The 15,325-nt window shown below is 72.5% G+C and carries 15 protein-coding genes and 1 riboswitch; of the genes, 12 read left to right on the forward strand and 3 right to left on the reverse strand.

Features of this window, described 5'->3' with window-relative positions:
* Nucleotides 1–53 precede the first annotated feature (53 nt).
* The 8 genes from gcvH (at nucleotide 54) to GA0070564_RS14665 (ending at nucleotide 6,829) form a co-directional block, all read left to right on the forward strand.
* Nucleotides 54–434, forward strand: coding sequence for a glycine cleavage system protein GcvH (gene gcvH, locus GA0070564_RS14630; protein ID WP_091609209.1), 381 nt, complete (start codon nucleotides 54–56; stop codon nucleotides 432–434).
* Between the two features lie 217 nt (nucleotides 435–651).
* Nucleotides 652–1,104 carry an oxoglutarate dehydrogenase inhibitor Odhl gene (gene odhI / locus GA0070564_RS14635; RefSeq protein ID WP_088962138.1) on the forward strand — a complete coding sequence of 151 codons (453 nt, stop codon included), beginning with the start codon at nucleotides 652–654 and terminating at the stop codon, nucleotides 1,102–1,104.
* 50 nt (nucleotides 1,105–1,154) lie between these two features.
* A complete protein-coding gene (gene ftsR, locus GA0070564_RS14640) occupies nucleotides 1,155–1,856 on the forward strand; it encodes a transcriptional regulator FtsR (RefSeq protein ID WP_176730705.1) in 702 nt (233 codons plus the stop codon).
* Nucleotides 1,857–2,086: 230 nt separating this feature from the next.
* Nucleotides 2,087–2,551 carry a bifunctional nuclease family protein gene (locus GA0070564_RS14645; RefSeq protein ID WP_088973764.1) on the forward strand — a complete coding sequence of 155 codons (465 nt, stop codon included), beginning with the start codon at nucleotides 2,087–2,089 and terminating at the stop codon, nucleotides 2,549–2,551.
* Nucleotides 2,552–2,759: 208 nt separating this feature from the next.
* A complete protein-coding gene (locus GA0070564_RS14650; RefSeq protein ID WP_091609211.1) occupies nucleotides 2,760–3,341 on the forward strand; it encodes a MerR family transcriptional regulator in 582 nt (193 codons plus the stop codon).
* 289 nt (nucleotides 3,342–3,630) lie between these two features.
* Nucleotides 3,631–4,893: a nitric oxide synthase oxygenase gene (locus GA0070564_RS14655; RefSeq protein ID WP_425412474.1), complete on the forward strand. Its 1,263-nt coding sequence runs from the start codon at nucleotides 3,631–3,633 to the stop codon at nucleotides 4,891–4,893.
* Nucleotides 4,894–4,895: 2 nt separating this feature from the next.
* Complete coding sequence (locus GA0070564_RS14660; protein ID WP_091609213.1) at nucleotides 4,896–6,125, forward strand: globin domain-containing protein; 1,230 nt, start codon at nucleotides 4,896–4,898, stop codon at nucleotides 6,123–6,125.
* Complete coding sequence (locus tag GA0070564_RS14665; RefSeq protein WP_245670004.1) at nucleotides 6,122–6,829, forward strand: SPFH domain-containing protein; 708 nt, start codon at nucleotides 6,122–6,124, stop codon at nucleotides 6,827–6,829. Before GA0070564_RS14660 ends, GA0070564_RS14665 begins: the two co-directional genes overlap by 4 nt.
* A gap of 36 nt (nucleotides 6,830–6,865) precedes the next feature.
* On the opposite strand, the gene GA0070564_RS14670 is transcribed toward GA0070564_RS14665, so the two are convergent.
* The gene (locus GA0070564_RS14670; RefSeq protein ID WP_091609214.1) at nucleotides 6,866–7,525 is read right to left on the reverse strand and encodes an NAD(P)H-binding protein; all 660 of its coding nucleotides are present in this window, start codon (nucleotides 7,523–7,525) and stop codon (nucleotides 6,866–6,868) included.
* Between the two features lie 105 nt (nucleotides 7,526–7,630).
* On the opposite strand from GA0070564_RS14670, the gene GA0070564_RS14675 reads away from it, so the two are divergent.
* Both GA0070564_RS14675 and gcvP read left to right on the forward strand, forming a co-directional pair.
* Nucleotides 7,631–8,518 (forward strand): NAD-dependent protein deacetylase, encoded by an 888-nt coding sequence (locus GA0070564_RS14675; RefSeq protein ID WP_091609215.1) that lies wholly within the window; start codon nucleotides 7,631–7,633, stop codon nucleotides 8,516–8,518.
* A 56-nt stretch (nucleotides 8,519–8,574) separates the two neighbouring features.
* A riboswitch (glycine riboswitch) is annotated at nucleotides 8,575–8,674 on the forward strand.
* A 74-nt stretch (nucleotides 8,675–8,748) separates the two neighbouring features.
* Nucleotides 8,749–11,571, forward strand: coding sequence for an aminomethyl-transferring glycine dehydrogenase (gene gcvP / locus GA0070564_RS14680; protein WP_091609216.1), 2,823 nt, complete (start codon nucleotides 8,749–8,751; stop codon nucleotides 11,569–11,571).
* 106 nt (nucleotides 11,572–11,677) lie between these two features.
* Here the strand turns inward: gcvP and GA0070564_RS14685 are convergent, their stop codons facing one another.
* Complete coding sequence (locus GA0070564_RS14685) at nucleotides 11,678–11,878, reverse strand: DUF5999 family protein (protein ID WP_091609217.1); 201 nt, start codon at nucleotides 11,876–11,878, stop codon at nucleotides 11,678–11,680.
* Nucleotides 11,879–12,001: 123 nt separating this feature from the next.
* Between GA0070564_RS14685 and GA0070564_RS14690 the strand changes: the two genes are divergently transcribed.
* Nucleotides 12,002–13,192: a chorismate-binding protein gene (locus GA0070564_RS14690; RefSeq protein ID WP_091609218.1), complete on the forward strand. Its 1,191-nt coding sequence runs from the start codon at nucleotides 12,002–12,004 to the stop codon at nucleotides 13,190–13,192.
* A 55-nt stretch (nucleotides 13,193–13,247) separates the two neighbouring features.
* Nucleotides 13,248–14,291, forward strand: a complete 1,044-nt coding sequence (locus GA0070564_RS14695; RefSeq protein WP_141714776.1) for an AraC-like ligand-binding domain-containing protein — start codon at nucleotides 13,248–13,250, stop codon at nucleotides 14,289–14,291.
* A gap of 5 nt (nucleotides 14,292–14,296) precedes the next feature.
* On the opposite strand, the gene pip is transcribed toward GA0070564_RS14695, so the two are convergent.
* The gene (pip, locus tag GA0070564_RS14700) at nucleotides 14,297–15,244 is read right to left on the reverse strand and encodes a prolyl aminopeptidase (RefSeq protein ID WP_091609220.1); all 948 of its coding nucleotides are present in this window, start codon (nucleotides 15,242–15,244) and stop codon (nucleotides 14,297–14,299) included.
* Nucleotides 15,245–15,325: the final 81 nt, after the last annotated feature.

Below are 15,325 nucleotides of genomic sequence, written 5' to 3' on the forward strand. Positions count from 1 at the left end.
CCGGCGCGGCCGCGCCGGTTCTCCGGTGCCTCGATGGATGAAGGACGCGTCTGGTGATTCCTGAGGATCTGCGTTACACCGCCGAGCACGAGTGGGTGGTGGGTGGCGATGCCGGTAGGGTCCGGGTCGGTATCACCCATTTCGCTCAGGATGCTCTGGGTGACATCGTGTTTGTCCAGCTGCCGGAGTCCGGTGCGGTGGTGGCGGCGGGTGAGTCGCTGGGTGAGATCGAGTCGACGAAGTCGGTGTCGGAGATCTACGCGCCGGTGGGTGGCACGGTGGTGGCGCGCAACGACGCGTTGGCCGACACGCCTGAGGTGATCAACACTGATCCGTACGGTGCGGGTTGGTTGGTGGAGATCGCGGTCGAGGATCCGGCGGTGCTGGATTCCCTGCTGACCGCCGGCGCGTACCGCGAGCTCGTCGAGAGCTGAGTTGTCCTGGCCGGGGCGTGGGTTGGTTCCGCGCGTCCGGTTGCCCTGCATTTCGGCGCTGGCTAGGCTCGCCCAGTCGACCGAGAACCCAATAGTTGAGCGTTCGTGGTGTTTGCCTTCCCTGGCACGGGGAGCCAGCCGCTGGGTGTGTGGATTGCCCGGCGGCCATTGCCCGCCATTGCCCGACGCTGACCGATCTGATCCGTGAGGTGGTCCCATGACGCGCCCAGGCGACGAGTTCCCCCCGCTCGACGTCACTTCGACGCTCAATCTCGGTTCGCTCGACGAAGTGCTGGAGGGTCCGGATACCGATGTGGTGCCGAGCCGGATGTCCGGTTCGCTGCCGCCGGGCATGGCGCTGCTGGTGGTGCGTCGTGGGCCGAATGCGGGTGCCCGGTTCCTGCTGGACCACGATGTGACGACCAGTGGACGGCACCCGGACAGTGACATCTTCCTCGACGATGTGACGGTGTCACGGCGGCACGCCGAGTTCCACCGGGACGGTGGCACGTTCACGGTGCGGGACGTGGGCAGCCTGAACGGCACGTACGTGAATCGGGAGCGGGTCGAGGCGGCCACGTTGAGCAATGGTGACGAGGTGCAGATCGGTAAGTTCCGGGTGGTGTTCATCGCCGGTCCGCGCCCGGAGGAGGAGGCCGGCCGGGGGTGAACGAGCCTGCGGCTTCGACGCCGCCCGGGGCGGCGCGGTCTCAACCGCTGATGAGTATCGGCGAGGTGCTGGCTCAGTTGCGGGTGGATTTTCCGGATACCACCATTTCGAAGTTGCGGTTTCTCGAGGCCGAGGGTCTGGTGGAGCCGCAGCGGACGGCGGCGGGTTACCGGAAGTACAGCTGGGACGATGTGGCCCGGCTGCGGTTCGTGTTGGCTGCGCAGCGGGATCAGTATCTTCCGTTGCGGGTGATCCGGGACCAGCTGGCGCAGTGGGATGCCGGTGGTGCGTCGCCGGGTCGGCAGCGGCCGACGTTGGTGGCGGTGGGTCCCGATGGTGAGGTTCCGGGGCGTGGGTCGCAGGAGCCTGCCGAGTCGGCTCCGGTGCGGCTCTCGCGGGTGGATCTGATCGCGCGTAGTGGGGTCGCCGAGTCGACGTTGGTGGAGTTGGAGCGGCTCGGTGTGCTGGTGTCGGATCCGCCGGGTTGGTACGACGGTGATGCGTTGATCATCGCGCGGGCGGTGGCGGGTCTGGCGGCGTACGGGTTGGAGCCGCGGCATCTGCGGGGTTACCGGACGGCGGCGGATCGGGAGGTCGGTCTGTTCGCGCAGTTGGTGGCGCCGTTGGTGCGGCAGTCGGATCCTGCGGCGCAGGCGCGGGCGGCGGAGACGGCGCGGGAGTTGGTGGCGTTGTCGCAGCAGTTGCATGCCGCGTTGGTGCGGGTGGGGTTGCGGTCGACGTTGGGCCGGTGAGGTGTGGTGTCTACGGGCGTCGGTGGCTGGGGCTGCCGGCGCCCGTCGCGTGTGTGGTGGGCGGGGCGGGCGGTGAGAGATCTGTTCCGGGAAGCGTGTCGTAGGCTTGCCGGGGTAACCCCTTTCCGGCGGCGCGTGGTGCAGGTGAGCGCATGGGACGACCGTGTCGCGGTCCGTGTACCGTGCAGGGAAGGGCGCGGTGCGTAGGCGACGACGACACGGAGGCGGCGGTGCGCGAGCTGAGCGTGGTCGGAGTTCGGGTGGAGCTGCCCAGCAACCAGCCGATCGTCCTGCTGCGGGAGGTCGAGGGGGACCGCTATCTGCCGATCTGGATCGGCGCGGTCGAGGCGACGGCGATTGCCTATGAGCAGCAGGGTGTGAAGCCGGCGCGTCCGTTGACTCATGACCTTCTGCGGGATGTGTTGGTGGCGTTGGGTGCGCCGTTGCGGGCGGTGGAGATCACCGAGTTGAAGGAGAACGTCTTCTACGCTGATCTGTTGCTCGGGGACGGGGTGCGGGTGTCGGCCCGGCCGAGTGATTCGATCGCGTTGGCGTTGCGGGTCGGTGCTCCCATTCGTTGTGCGGAGCAGGTCCTCAGCGAGGCGGGGATCGTGATTCCCGATGAGCAGGAGGACGAGGTCGAGAAGTTCCGGGAGTTCCTGGAGCAGGTGCGGCCGGAGGATTTCGCGGGTTGATCCGGTGGCCCGGGTGGTGGTGGGCCGGTTCGGGTTGGTCGTCACTTGCCGTGACCGTGGGTGTGCCGGTGCGGTTGGTGATCTTCGCGGCGGCGTGTCGCGACGGTTCCTGCGTGGTATCCCTTCCACGGCGCTATAGGGTTGCCGTGTCGAGGGGCGCGCGTCGCGGGAAACGGCGTGTCGCCGCACGGGCGGGGAGGTTGTCCGGATGCATGAGCCGCGAGATCCCGATCCGGGTACGCAGCAGCAGGGTGCGGGGTTGGTCCCGCCGGGGTCGGCAACCGATGGTGACGGTTCGGTGGGGTACCGGGGTGTGACGGCGTGTCACGCGGTGGGTATCAGTTACCGGCAGTTGGACTACTGGGCGCGTACGTCGTTGGTGGTGCCGAGTGTCCGGGACGCGTCGGGTTCGGGGACCCAGCGGTTGTACTCGTTCCGCGACCTGGTGGTGTTGAAGGTTGTGAAGCGGTTGTTGGATGCCGGGGTGTCGTTGCAGAACATCCGTAAGGCGATCGAGGCGTTGCGGTCGCGTGGGGTGGAGGATCTGGCGGGCATCACGTTGATCTCCGACGGGACGACGGTGTACGAGTGCCGGTCGCCGGAGGAGGTGGTGGACCTGTTGCAGGGTGGGCAGGGCGTCTTCGGCATCGCGATCGGTGGTGCGTTCAAGGAGATCCAGGGTTCGTTGTCGCATCTGCCGGCTGAGCCGGCTGCGGCGGAGCCGGTGGTGGGTGTGGAGCCGGTGGGTGACGAGCTGGCGGCGCGGCGGGCGCGGCGTCGGGCTGGTTGATCGGGGTTTTTCTGGGTGCCGCGGTCCGGTGGGCCGCGGCACTGTCGTGTGGGCGGGCCGGTGTCGTCTCTTATGGACGCTCCGGGGTGGATTTGGCTTGTTGACAGTTTTCCTGTGGACAGGAATCCTGTGCTGGGTGATCACCACTGAGAGCGGATTGTCACTGTGAGTGACGGTCAGGTAGGTGGTGGGGCCGAGTTGGGGACGGCGTGGCAGTCGCGCCGCCGCCTGCCTGAGGACGGGGAAACGAGCCGAAGTGCACACTGACCACCCTGTCGGCCTGCGTCCCGTGAGGGCCGGCAGCGCCGTCGCAGACCATTCCACGATGACCTGTCCGGTGACCGGAGCGGTGACCCCGCAGGACCCGGCGGTCGAGGTCGAGGTGGCGCCGGGCGCCGGCGGGGACGTCGCCGCGGAGGCCGAGGAGTTCCTGGGCCTGTTCCACGCCGAGCGGAAGCTGCCGGGTCTGGCGCAGCGGTTGGAGGAGGTCGGCGAGGAGATCGCGCTGACCGGGTCGTACCGGCACACCCGCGAGGAGTTGGCGTACGGGGCGAAGGTGGCCTGGCGTAACTCGGTGCGCTGTGTGGGGCGGGTGCGGTGGGCGGGTCTGAAGGTCCGCGACCGGCGGCATGTCACCTCGGCGGCGGGGATCGCCAAGGAGTTGGCGGCGCACCTGGCGACCGGGGACAACGGTGGGCGGATCCAGTCGGTGATGACGGTGTTCGCGCCGGACCGGCCGGGGGTGGGTCCGCGGGCGCGGATCTGGAACGACCAGCTGATCCGGTACTGCGGTCACCGGCAGCCCGACGGTTCGGTGCTGGGTGATCCGGTGCAGGTGGGGATGACGGAGGCGGCGCTGCGGTTGGGGTGGCGGCCGCCGCCGGTGCCGGGGCGCTTCGATCCGTTGCCGTGGGTGATCGAGACGGCCACGGAGGACCCGGCGGTGGTGGAGGTGCCGCGTGAGCTGGTGCGGGAGGTGGCGCTGTCGCATCCGGACCATCCGTGGTTCGCGGATCTGATGCTGCGCTGGCACGCCCTGCCGGTGATCAGCAACATGCGGCTGCGAATCGGTGGGGTGGACTACAGCTGCGCGCCGTTCAACGGTCACTACCTGTCCGACGAGATCGGGACCCGCAACATGGGCGACGCCGACCGGTACGACCAGTTGCGGGTGGTGGCGGCGGCGTTGGGGTTGGACACCGGCCGGGAGGACAACCTGTGGCGGGAGCACGCCGTGCTGGTCATCAACCAGGCGGTGCTGCACTCGTTCAGGCTGGCCGGGGTGCGGGTGTCGGACCCGCACACCGAGTCGGAGCTGTTCATGAAGTTCTGCGGGCAGGAGGAGAAGGCGGGCCGTCCGGTGTACGGGGACTGGTCGTGGCTCAACGGCAGCGTGGGGTGGGCGGCGTTGCACGCGGTGCATCACCGCTACTACGACACCCGGGTGCCGAACCCGAACCTGTGGCAGGGGGACCGCGCCTACGACCCCGAGGGCGGGATGGGGTTGACTCTTCGGGAGCGTCACGCGATCGCCCGTAAGCAGGAGGACTGACGATGGACAGCGCGGCCCTGCGGCAGAGTTGGAGCCAGTTCTCCGCCGCCGGCGCGGAAGCGTCGAAGTACTTCTACGCGACGTTGTTCGTGGTCGCTCCGGAGACCCGTTCGATGTTCCCGACGAACATGCAGTACCAGGAGGACAAGCTCCTCAAGGCGTTGGGGCACATCATCACCAATCTGGACGATCCCGGCGCGTTGACGGCGTTCGCGCACCGGTTGGGCGCCGACCACCGGCGGTTCCACGGGCAGGACCAGCGGGGCCGGCACGTGGCGATGGGGGAGCGGCACTACATCTGGGTGGGTCAGGCGTTGCTGGCCACCCTGGAGCGGTTCCTCGGCCCGTACTGGACGCCGTCGTTGAAGGCGGAGTGGGCGGCGGCGTACGAGGTGGTGGCGAAGTTGATGCTCACCGGCGCGGCCGAGGCGGAGCGCACGTCACCGCCGTACTGGGAGGCCGACGTGCTGGGGGTGGAGCGGCGCCGCTCCGACGTGGCGGTGTTCACGGTGCGTCCGAACTACCTGTGCAACTACCTGCCGGGGCAGTCGCTGCCGGTGCAGGTGCCGGAGCTGCGCACGTGGCGGTACCTGTCGCCGGCGAACGCGCCGCGCGCGGACGGCACCATCGACTTCCACGTCCGGGCCACCGGACGGTTCTCCACCCACCTGGTGCGCAAGTTGCGGGCCGGGGACCGGCTGCTGCTGGGTCATCCGGTGGGCACGGCGCTGTCGTCGTACGACAGGTCGCCGCAGTTGCCGTTGCTGCTGGTGGCCGGGGGTACGGGGCTGGCGCCGTTGCGGGCGGTGGTGGAGGCGTTGCAGCAGGGCTCGGGGCGGCGTACGACCCTGGTGGTGGGGGGTCGCACCCCGGACGACCTGTACGACGACCAGGCGTTGGCGCAGTTGGCGTCGATGCCGCCGGCGCAGGCGTGGCAGAACGGCGCGGCGGGTTGGCTGCGGTACGTGCCCACGGTGGAGACCGGGTGGGGTTGGCAGGGCGCCATCGGCAAGGCGGGGGACACGGCGGTGCGGCTGGGCCCGTGGACGGACACGGAGATCCTGGTGTGCGGCAGCCCGGAGATGACCCGGGAGACGATCACGATACTGGCGCGGTCGGGTGTGCAGCCTGAGCAGATCCTGACGGAGAGCTACGATCACTCCCTCTACCCGCCCCTCGCCGAGGCCGGCGCCGCTGCCCCGCGCGACTTCAGTTGGACAGGTGCCCGATGAGCATCGACCATCACTCCGACCATCGGATCAGCATGCCCGGTCTGGTGGACCAGGGTGAGACGGCCCGCGCGCTGGCCATGTTGGAGGCCCGCCGGTTCCGGGGCAGTCACTGGTTGGCCGCGGAGGAGGTCACCGAGGTCGTCCGGTCCGCCGACGACCGGATCTCGTTGCTGGCCGCGGAGCTGGAGCGGCAGAAGCGGGAGAACCAGGGCCTGCTGAGCCAGGTGGAGATGTTGCGGCACGGCACCCTGCCGTCGAACGCCGCGCCGTCGGGTCCGGACCCGATGACGGTGGAGTTGGCGATGCGGGCGCAGGACGAGGCGAACCGCACCATCGGTGAGGCCAGCGCGGAGGGCGCGGAGATCATCTCCGACGCGCGGCGGCAGGCCGACGAGATCTTGGCCGAGGCGCACCGGCGGGCCGGTGAGATGAGTGCCCCGGCGTCCAACGGGCTGCTGGGCGGTGGGGTGTTGGGCGGGTCGGGTCCGCTGCCGCCGGTGGGCGGTCCGGGGGTCCACGAGTTGCAGCGCAAGTTGCAGCAGTTGGAGGAGCGGCACGCGGCGGCGCTGGCCGCGGTGGCGGCCGCCCAGCAGCAGTTGGACCGCTGGCAGCAGTACCTCAGCGCCCAGTCGGACCAGTTGCGCGCGGACGCCGCGGCGGCCGGTGGCGCGGCGGCGCAGCTGCGCGGTGTCCTCGGCGGCTGACGCCGACCTGCTCAGCGGCCCCGCCGGGCGGCGGGTTCAGGGCGTGTCGACGGCGGCGACGGCGTCGGCGATCGGGGTGTCACCGTCGGTGAGTTCCAGGACGGCGCCGGCGGTGCCCGGGTGCTGCAGGAGGGCGACGAGGACCCGGGCTACGTCGGTGCGGGTGACCGCGCCGGGCGGCACGTGCGGGGCGAGGGTGATCCGGCCGGTGGGCGGGTCGTCGGTCAGCCGGCCGGGGCGCAGGACGGTCGCGTCGAGGTCCCGGCCGCGGATGTCGTCCTCGGCGGCCTTCTTGGCCGCCAGGTACGCCGCCCACACCTCGTCGGTGCCGGCGGCCGGTGGCTGGTCCACCCCCATGGAGGAGACCAGCAGGTAGCGGCGTACCCCGGCGGCCTGGGCGGCGTCGGCGAGCAGCACGGCGGCGGCCCGGTCGACGGTGTCCTTGCGGGCGGCGCCGCTGCCCGGGCCGGCGCCGGCGGCGAAGACCACCGCGTCGGCGCCGGACAGGTGCCCGGCGACCTCCTCGACGCCGGCGCGTTCCAGGTCGCAGGCGACGGGCAGGGCGCCGGCGGCGCGCAGCGCCGCGGCGTGGTCGAGGTTGCGGATCAGGCCGACGGCGGTGGCGCCCCGGCCGGTGAGTTCCCGTTCCAGCAGCCGGGCGATCTTGCCGTGGCCTCCGGCGATGACGACACGCATACCTGCAACCTAGTGCCGCGGGCGGGCCGGCGGGGCCGGTCGGCGGCGACGAGGGTCACCGGTGTGCGGTCGCCGAGCGGGGGTGGCGCGAGGCAGCATGGACGGGTGAGCGAGACGATCGACGCCCTGCACCGTCTGGTGGCCGCCGGTGGTGTGGTGGTGCTCAGCGGGGCGGGCCTGTCCACCGAGTCGGGCATCCCCGACTACCGGGGGCCCAGCGGCGCGGCCCGCCGGCACACCCCCATGACGTACCAGACGTTCACCGGTGATCCGGTGGCGCGGCGCCGCTACTGGGCGCGCAGCCACCTGGGGTGGCGCACGATCGCCCGGGCGGCGCCCAACGACGGGCACCGGGCGGTGGCCCGGCTCCAGGCCGCCGGGCTGGTCGACGCGGTGATCACCCAGAACGTCGACGGGTTGCACACCGCGGCGGGCAGCACGCCGGTGGTGGAGCTGCACGGGCGCCTCGACGAGGTGATCTGTCTGGACTGCGGCAACCGCACGTCCCGCGACGAGCTGGACCGGCGGCTGCGGGAGGCCAACCCCGACTTCGACGTGGCCGCGGTGACGGTCAACCCGGACGGGGATGTGGACCTCGACGACGGGCAGGTGGCCGGGTTCCGGACGGTCGACTGCACGTTCTGTGGCACCGGGATGCTCAAGCCGGATGTGGTGTTCTTCGGCGAGACGGTGCCCGCGGCGCGGGTGTCGCGGTGTTTCGACCTGGTCGGCGGGGCGCGGGCGCTGCTGGTGCTCGGGTCGTCGTTGACGGTGATGTCGGGGCGGCGGTTCGTGTTGGCGGCGGCGAGGCAGAACATCCCGGTGGCGATCGTCAACCAGGGCCCGACCCGCGGCGACGGCCACGCGACGCTGCGGGTGGACGCCCCGCTGGGTGCGCTGCTGGGCGGGTTGGCCGGCGCGCTCGCCCCGCGGGTGAGCGCGGACGCCGGCGCGGGTGCGGTGCCCGCCGCGGCGAGCCCGGTGGCGGGCTGAGCCGGGGTAGGACATCTGCGCGAAACGTGGGCGCTGGTAGCGTTGACCATGCCGGTACCACCCACGTGGGAGAGATCGCCCGGAAACCATCCGGGCGGCGCCGAAGGGGCAGATTCCTCCCCGGAACCTCTCAGGCAAAAGGACCTCGTGGGCAGGCGCTGTGGAGCGCGTCACGCGTGACTCAGGGGGAGGCCGACCCGTCGACCTCGCCCCCGCAAGGAGCGCAGCGCATGACCGCAGAGCAGTTCGCCGACCGGCACATCGGCCCCGTACCGGCCGACGAGCGCCGGATGCTGGAGGCCGTCGGCTACGGCTCGATCGACGAGCTGATGGACGCCGCGATCCCCGAGGTGATCCGCTGGCACGGCACCCTGGACCTGCCCGAGCCGGCAGGCGAGGCCGAGGCGATCGCCGAGCTGCGCGCCCTGGCCGGCCGCAACACGGTGGCCGTGTCGATGATCGGGCTGGGCTACCACGGCACGCACACCCCGGCGGTGATCCGCCGTAACGTGCTGGAGAGCCCGGCCTGGTACACGGCGTACACGCCGTACCAGCCGGAGATCAGCCAGGGCCGGCTGGAGGCGCTGCTGAACTTCCAGACCATGGTCACCGACCTGACCGGCCTGGCCACCGCCAACGCGTCGATGCTCGACGAGGGCACCGCCGCCGCCGAGGCGATGACCCTCGCCCGCCGCGCGTCCAAGAGTAAGAGCAACGTGTACGTCGTCGACGCCGACACCCTGCCGCAGACCGTCGCGGTGATCGCCAGCCGGGCCGAGCCGCTCGGCATCGACGTGCGCGTGCTGGACGTGGAGCGCGACGAGCTGCCGGGCGAGTTCTTCGGCCTGCACCTTCAGTACCCGGGGGCGTCCGGGGCGGTACGCGAGCACGCCGCGCTGGTCACCGCAGCGCACGCGGTCGGCGCGCTGGTCACCGTCGCCGCGGATCTGCTGGCGTTGACGCTGCTGCGCCCGCCGGGGGAGATCGGCGTCGACATCGCCGCGGGCACCACCCAGCGGTTCGGGGTGCCGATGGGCTTCGGTGGCCCGCACGCCGGCTACCTGGCGGTCCGGTCGGGTCTGGAGCGGATGCTGCCGGGCCGGCTGGTCGGGGTGTCCAAGGACGCCGACGGCAACCCGGCGTACCGGCTGGCGTTGCAGACCCGGGAGCAGCACATCCGGCGGGAGAAGGCGACCAGCAACATCTGCACCGCGCAGGTGCTGCTGGCCGTGATGGCCGGCATGTACGCGGTCTACCACGGCCCGGACGGGCTGCGGGCGATCGCGACGCGTACCCATGGCATGGCGGCGCGGCTCGCGGCCGGGCTGCGCGCCGGTGGCGTGCAGGTCGCGGACGTCGCGTTCTTCGACACCGTCACCGCGGTCGTGCCCGGGCGGGCGGCCGAGGTGGTCGCCGCCGCCGCCGCACGCAACGTGAACCTGCGGCTGGTCGACGCCGACCGGGTGGGGATCGCCTGCGACGAGACCACCACCGGGGCCCACCTGCGGTCGGTGTGGGCGGCGTTCGGCGTCGACGGCGTCGACGGGGACGTGGACGCGGCGCTGCCGGTCGAGTTGCGCCGCACGTCGGAATTCCTCACCCACCCGGTGTTCCGCAGCCACCACTCGGAGACGGCGATGCTGCGCTACCTGCGCCGCCTTTCCGACTTCGACTACGCCCTGGACCGGGGCATGATCCCGCTGGGGTCGTGCACGATGAAGCTCAACGCCACCACCGAGATGGAGGCGATCACCTGGGCGGAGTTCGCGCACGTCCACCCGTTCGCCCCGGCGGAGCAGACCGCCGGGTACCGGGAGCTGATCGGGCAGCTGGAGGGGTGGCTGGCCGAGGTGACCGGCTACGACGCGGTCAGCGTGCAGCCCAACGCCGGGTCGCAGGGTGAGCTGGCCGGGCTGCTGGCCATCCGCGCGTACCACCGTGACCGCGGTGCGGGCCACCGGGACGTGTGCCTGATCCCGTCGTCGGCGCACGGCACCAACGCGGCGTCGGCGGTGATGGCCGGCATGCGGGTCGTGGTGGTCGGCTGCGACGCCGACGGCAACGTCGACCTGGTCGACCTCGACGCGAAGATCGACAAGCACCGCGACGCCCTGGCGGCGATCATGGTGACGTACCCGTCGACGCACGGGGTGTACGAGACCGGCATCGCGCAGTTGTGCGCGAAGGTCCACGACGCCGGCGGTCAGGTGTACGTCGACGGGGCGAACCTCAACGCCCTGGTCGGCTTCGCCAAGCCGGGTAGGTTCGGCGCGGACGTGTCGCACCTGAACCTGCACAAGACGTTCTGCATCCCGCACGGCGGCGGTGGCCCGGGCGTGGGCCCGGTGGCGGTACGGGCGCACCTTGCGCCGTTCCTGCCCGGCGACCCGCTCGGCGCGCACGCCGACGCGCGGCCGGCGATCTCGGCGGCGAGGTACGGGTCGGCGGGGATCCTGCCGATCCCGTGGGCGTACCTGCGGATGATGGGCGCGGCGGGGCTGACCCGGGCCACCGGGGTGGCGGTGCTGGCCGCGAACTACGTGGCGGCGCGGCTGCGCAACCACTTCCCGGTGCTGTACGCCGGCAACAAGGGCCTGGTGGCGCACGAGTGCATCCTGGACCTGCGGCCGCTGACGAAGGCCAGCGGGGTGAGCGTCGACGACGTGGCGAAGCGGCTGATCGACTACGGCTTCCACGCGCCGACGATGTCGTTCCCGGTGGCCGGGACGCTGATGGTGGAGCCGACCGAGAGCGAGGACCTGGCCGAGCTGGACCGGTTCTGCGAGGCGATGATCGCGATCCGGGCGGAGATCGACAAGGTTGCCTCGGGTGAGTGGCCGGCGGGGGACAATCCGCTGGCCAACGCCCCGCACACGGCGGCGATGCTGACCGGCGACGAGTGGTCGCACGGCTATCCGCGGTCGGTGGCCGGCTATCCGGCGGGGGTGGACCGGATGGCGAAGTACTGGCCGCCGGTGCGGCGCATCGACGGGGCGTACGGCGACCGGAACCTGGTCTGCTCGTGCCCGGCGCCGGAGGCGTTCGAGGACTGAGGCGGTGGCGCCGGGGCGGGCGGTTCGCCGCCCCGGCCTGCGACGCCGGCGGCGCGGGTCCTCCGGGCGGAGGACCGGCGGTGCCGGCGCGTACGCTGCGTGTTGGTCAGGCGACGAGGGCGTGTCGGGCCGGGCCGCGGTGCGGGGCGATGCAGCTGCCGTCGGGGAGCAGCTCGCCGGTGTCCTCGAAGATGATGACGCCGTTGCAGAGCAGGCTCCAGCCCTGCTCACGGAAGCAGGCGATGACCTTGGCGGCTTCCCGGTCGGTGGCCTCGGCGGAAGGGCAGGTGGGTTGGTGCTGGCACATCGGGTTCTCCGGACTGTGGGGGCACTGTGTCATGGTTCACATGACCAGTGACGCACAGTACCAAGGGAAACCGCGCGGGATCGAGCAGCCATCCGTCTTGTTAACCCGAAATCCGCTGAACGGATGAGGTCGATGGGGCCGTACGGCGTGGAAACGCTCCCACCCGGTGTGGTCGACGTGCCCGCCGCCCCTGCGGCGTGCCGCGCCGCCCTCGTCGAACGGGACCGCTTCGAGTGGCGGCCCGCCGACGGCGGCGACCCGGCCGCCCTGACCGAGGAGTTCCTGCTCGGGCACGGTCTGGCGGTGGACGACCTGACCCGCCCCGCGGGCCACGACCCGGCCGGCCCGTGCGGGGCGGCGCTGTACGTCTCCGCCGCCGCCGGGGCCGCGATGGCCGGCGCCCCTTCGGGCGCCGCCAACCCGGTGGCCACGCTGCCCGAGGTGGCGGTGGTGGTCTACGGCCACGCCCGCCCGCCCCGGCCACCACGGCGAACCGAACCGGGCCGGTGGTGGGTGGGGCCGTGGCGGGACAGCTGGACCCCCGGTGAGCACGCCGACGCCGTGCAGGCCGTCCGCGCCGCCATCGGCCGCGGCGACGTCTACCAGGTCAACGTCGTCGGACACGCCGCCGCCGACTACACCGGCGACCCCCGCCCGGCGCTGGCCCGCCTCGCCGGGCTGCCCGGTGCCCGCTACGGCGGCACCCTGCACGGCGCCGGCTGGGCGATCGGCTGCGCCTCCCCGGAGACCCTGGTCGAGGTCACGGCCGGCCGGGTCGTCACCCGGCCGATCAAGGGCACCCGCCCGGCCACCGACGCCGGCCGGCGGGAACTGCTCGCCTCGGCCAAGGAACGCGCCGAACACATCATGATCGTCGACCTGGAACGCAACGACCTGGCCCGGCTGGCCCGCACCGGTTCGGTGCGGGTGGACGAGCTGTTCGCGGTGCGCCGCTGGTGCGACCTGTGGCAGGCCGAGTCGACCGTCTCGGCGCAGCTGGCCGACGGGATCGGCCTGGCGGCGCTGCTGCGGGCGGTCTGCCCGGGCGGGTCGGTCACCGGCGCCCCCAAACGGGCCGCGCTGGAGCTGATCGCCGCCGTGGAGCCGGTCGGGCGGGGCGCCGGCATGGGCGCGCTGGGCTGGGTCGGGCCGGGCCGGCTCGACCTGGGTCTGACCATCCGGACCGCCGCCGCCGACGGCGACCGGCTGCACGGCTGGGCCGGCGGCGGCATCACCTGGGACAGCGACCCGGCGGCCGAGGTGGCCGAGGCCGCGGCGAAGGCCGCCCCGGTGCGGGCCCTGCTCGCCGGCTGACCGGCGCCGGACCTGGTCCGGCGGCCGGGCCCGGCATAGGGTGGGACCGACCACCGTGGACGATCGTGCGGCGGCCGGTGACCTGCCGACCGGGCCGCGGCGAGGGCAGGAAGACGCCGGCGACGTGCTACCCCACCACTTCCTCGACACCACCGTGCTGCCGCCGCCCGACCGGCTGGCCAGCTGGATGGAGATGGTGGCGCAGGACCTGGCCCCGGCCCACATCACCACCCCGCACCGGGACGACTTCGTGGCCTCCGCCCGGCTGGTCGACCTGGGCCGGATCCGGCTCACCGCGCTGCGCTACTCGTCGCTGCGCAGCGACCGGCCCGCCCGGTTGGTCCGCCGCACCGAGGCCGACGTCTACCAGTTGGCCCTGCCCCTGGTCGGGCGCAGCAGCCTGACCCAGGAGCGGCAGGACGCCCAGGTGGGCACCGCCGAGTTCACCTTCCTGGACATGGCCCGCCCGTACCTCGCGGTGCACGACGGCGCCGGCCCGCAGCTGGCGGCCACCCTCACCGTGCAGGTGCCGCACCGCGACCTGCCGCTGTCCCCGGACCGGGTGCGCCGGCTGCTGGCCACCCGGATCTCCACCGACACCGGCATGGCGGCGCTGCTGGCCCAGCTGCTGCGCAGGGTGGCGACCAGACCGCACGAGTACGCCGCCGCCCAGGCCGGCCCGTTGGCCGGGATCGTGCTGGACCTGGTCGCCGCGACCCTCGCCGAACACCTGGACCGGGAGGGTGACCTGCCGGTCCAGGTGCGACAGGGCGCGCTACGCGAGAAGATCGTCGCCTTCGTCGAGCAGCACCTCGACGACGTCCGGCTCACCCCCGCCGCCGTCGCCGCCGAGCACCACATCTCGCTGCGCACCCTGCACCGGCTCTTCGCCGACCAGCCGGCCGGGTTGGCCGCGCTGATCCGTGACCGGCGGCTGGAGCGCTGCCGCCGGGAACTGCGCAACCCGCTGCTCGCCGGCCAACCGGTGCAGGCCGTCGCCGCCCGTTGGGGGTTCGGCGACAAGGCGCACTTCAGTCGCCTGTTCCGCGCCCGCTACGGCTGCTCCCCCCGGGAGTACCGGCGCGGCGACGGCCCCTGACCGGGTCAGTCTCCGGCGAACTCGTCCAGGGCCGCCAGGACCGCCTCGGTCATGCCCGCCCCCGTGCCGTGCCCGCCGCTCTCGACGATCACCAGCCGGGCGTCGGGCCAGGCCCGGGTCAGCTGCCAGGCGATGTCGGGTGGGCCGCTGACGTCCAGGCGGCCCTGCACCAGCACGCCGGGGATGCCGGCGAGTCTGCCCGCGTCGCGCAGCAGCTGCCCGTCGGGCAGGAACCCCAGGTTGGCGAAGTAGTGGGTGACCAGGCGGACGAAGGCGGCCCGGAACACCGGGTCGGCGAAGCGAGGGCTGGGCCGGTGCCCCTCGGCGAGGCTGACGTGCACGTCCTCCCAGTCGCACCAGTCGCGCGCGGCCCGGTCCCGCACCGCCGGGTCGGGGTCGTCGACCAGCCGGGCGTACGCGGCCGCCAGGTCACCGTCCCGGTCAGCCTCGGGCACCCCGTCGCGGAAGCGGGCCCACTGCTCGGGGAAGATCCGCCCCATGTCCCGGGTCACCCAGTCGATCTCGCGGCGGGTGTTGGCGACCACGCTGAACAGCACCAGCGCGGTGACCCGCTCGGGGTGGCGAGACGCGTACGCCAGGGCCAGTGACGACCCCCACGAGGCGCCGTGCAGCAGCCACCGGTCGATCCCCAGGTGCGCGCGCAGCAGTTCCATGTCGGCCAGCAGGTGGGCGGTGGTGTTGACCGACAGGTCCACGGCCGGGTCGGCGGCGTGCGGGAGGCTGCGGCCGCAGCCACGCTGGTCGAACAGGACGATCCGGTAGGCGGCCGGGTCGAACATCCGCCGCCAGCCGGGGGTGGCCCCGGAGCCCGGGCCGCCGTGCACCACCAGGGCGGGCCGCCCGTCGGGGTTGCCGCAGGTCTCCCAGTAGATCCGCTGGCCGTCGCCGACGTCGAGCAGGCCGTGCGCGTACGGCTCGATCGGTGGATACATCTGCGGGCTCCCTCGGCGGCGACACGACAGTGCCGCCACGGTAGTGCCGGTCACCCGTCGCGCGCCGCCCCGGTCACCGCG

The organism is Micromonospora mirobrigensis, assembly GCF_900091555.1.
GTDB lineage: Bacteria > Actinomycetota > Actinomycetes > Mycobacteriales > Micromonosporaceae > Micromonospora > Micromonospora mirobrigensis.

Coding starts and splice junctions, on each gene's coding strand:
- odhI (WP_088962138.1), top strand. CDS start 652: ATGACGCGCCCAGGCGACGAGTTCCCCCCGCTCGACGTCACTTCGACG.
- ftsR (WP_176730705.1), top strand. CDS start 1,155: ATGAGTATCGGCGAGGTGCTGGCTCAGTTGCGGGTGGATTTTCCGGAT.
- GA0070564_RS14650 (WP_091609211.1), top strand. CDS start 2,760: ATGCATGAGCCGCGAGATCCCGATCCGGGTACGCAGCAGCAGGGTGCG.
- GA0070564_RS14660 (WP_091609213.1), top strand. CDS start 4,896: ATGGACAGCGCGGCCCTGCGGCAGAGTTGGAGCCAGTTCTCCGCCGCC.
- GA0070564_RS14665 (WP_245670004.1), top strand. CDS start 6,122: ATGAGCATCGACCATCACTCCGACCATCGGATCAGCATGCCCGGTCTG.
- GA0070564_RS14670 (WP_091609214.1), bottom strand. CDS start 7,525: ATGCGTGTCGTCATCGCCGGAGGCCACGGCAAGATCGCCCGGCTGCTG.
- gcvP (WP_091609216.1), top strand. CDS start 8,749: ATGACCGCAGAGCAGTTCGCCGACCGGCACATCGGCCCCGTACCGGCC.
- GA0070564_RS14685 (WP_091609217.1), bottom strand. CDS start 11,878: ATGTGCCAGCACCAACCCACCTGCCCTTCCGCCGAGGCCACCGACCGG.
- GA0070564_RS14690 (WP_091609218.1), top strand. CDS start 12,002: ATGAGGTCGATGGGGCCGTACGGCGTGGAAACGCTCCCACCCGGTGTG.
- pip (WP_091609220.1), bottom strand. CDS start 15,244: ATGTATCCACCGATCGAGCCGTACGCGCACGGCCTGCTCGACGTCGGC.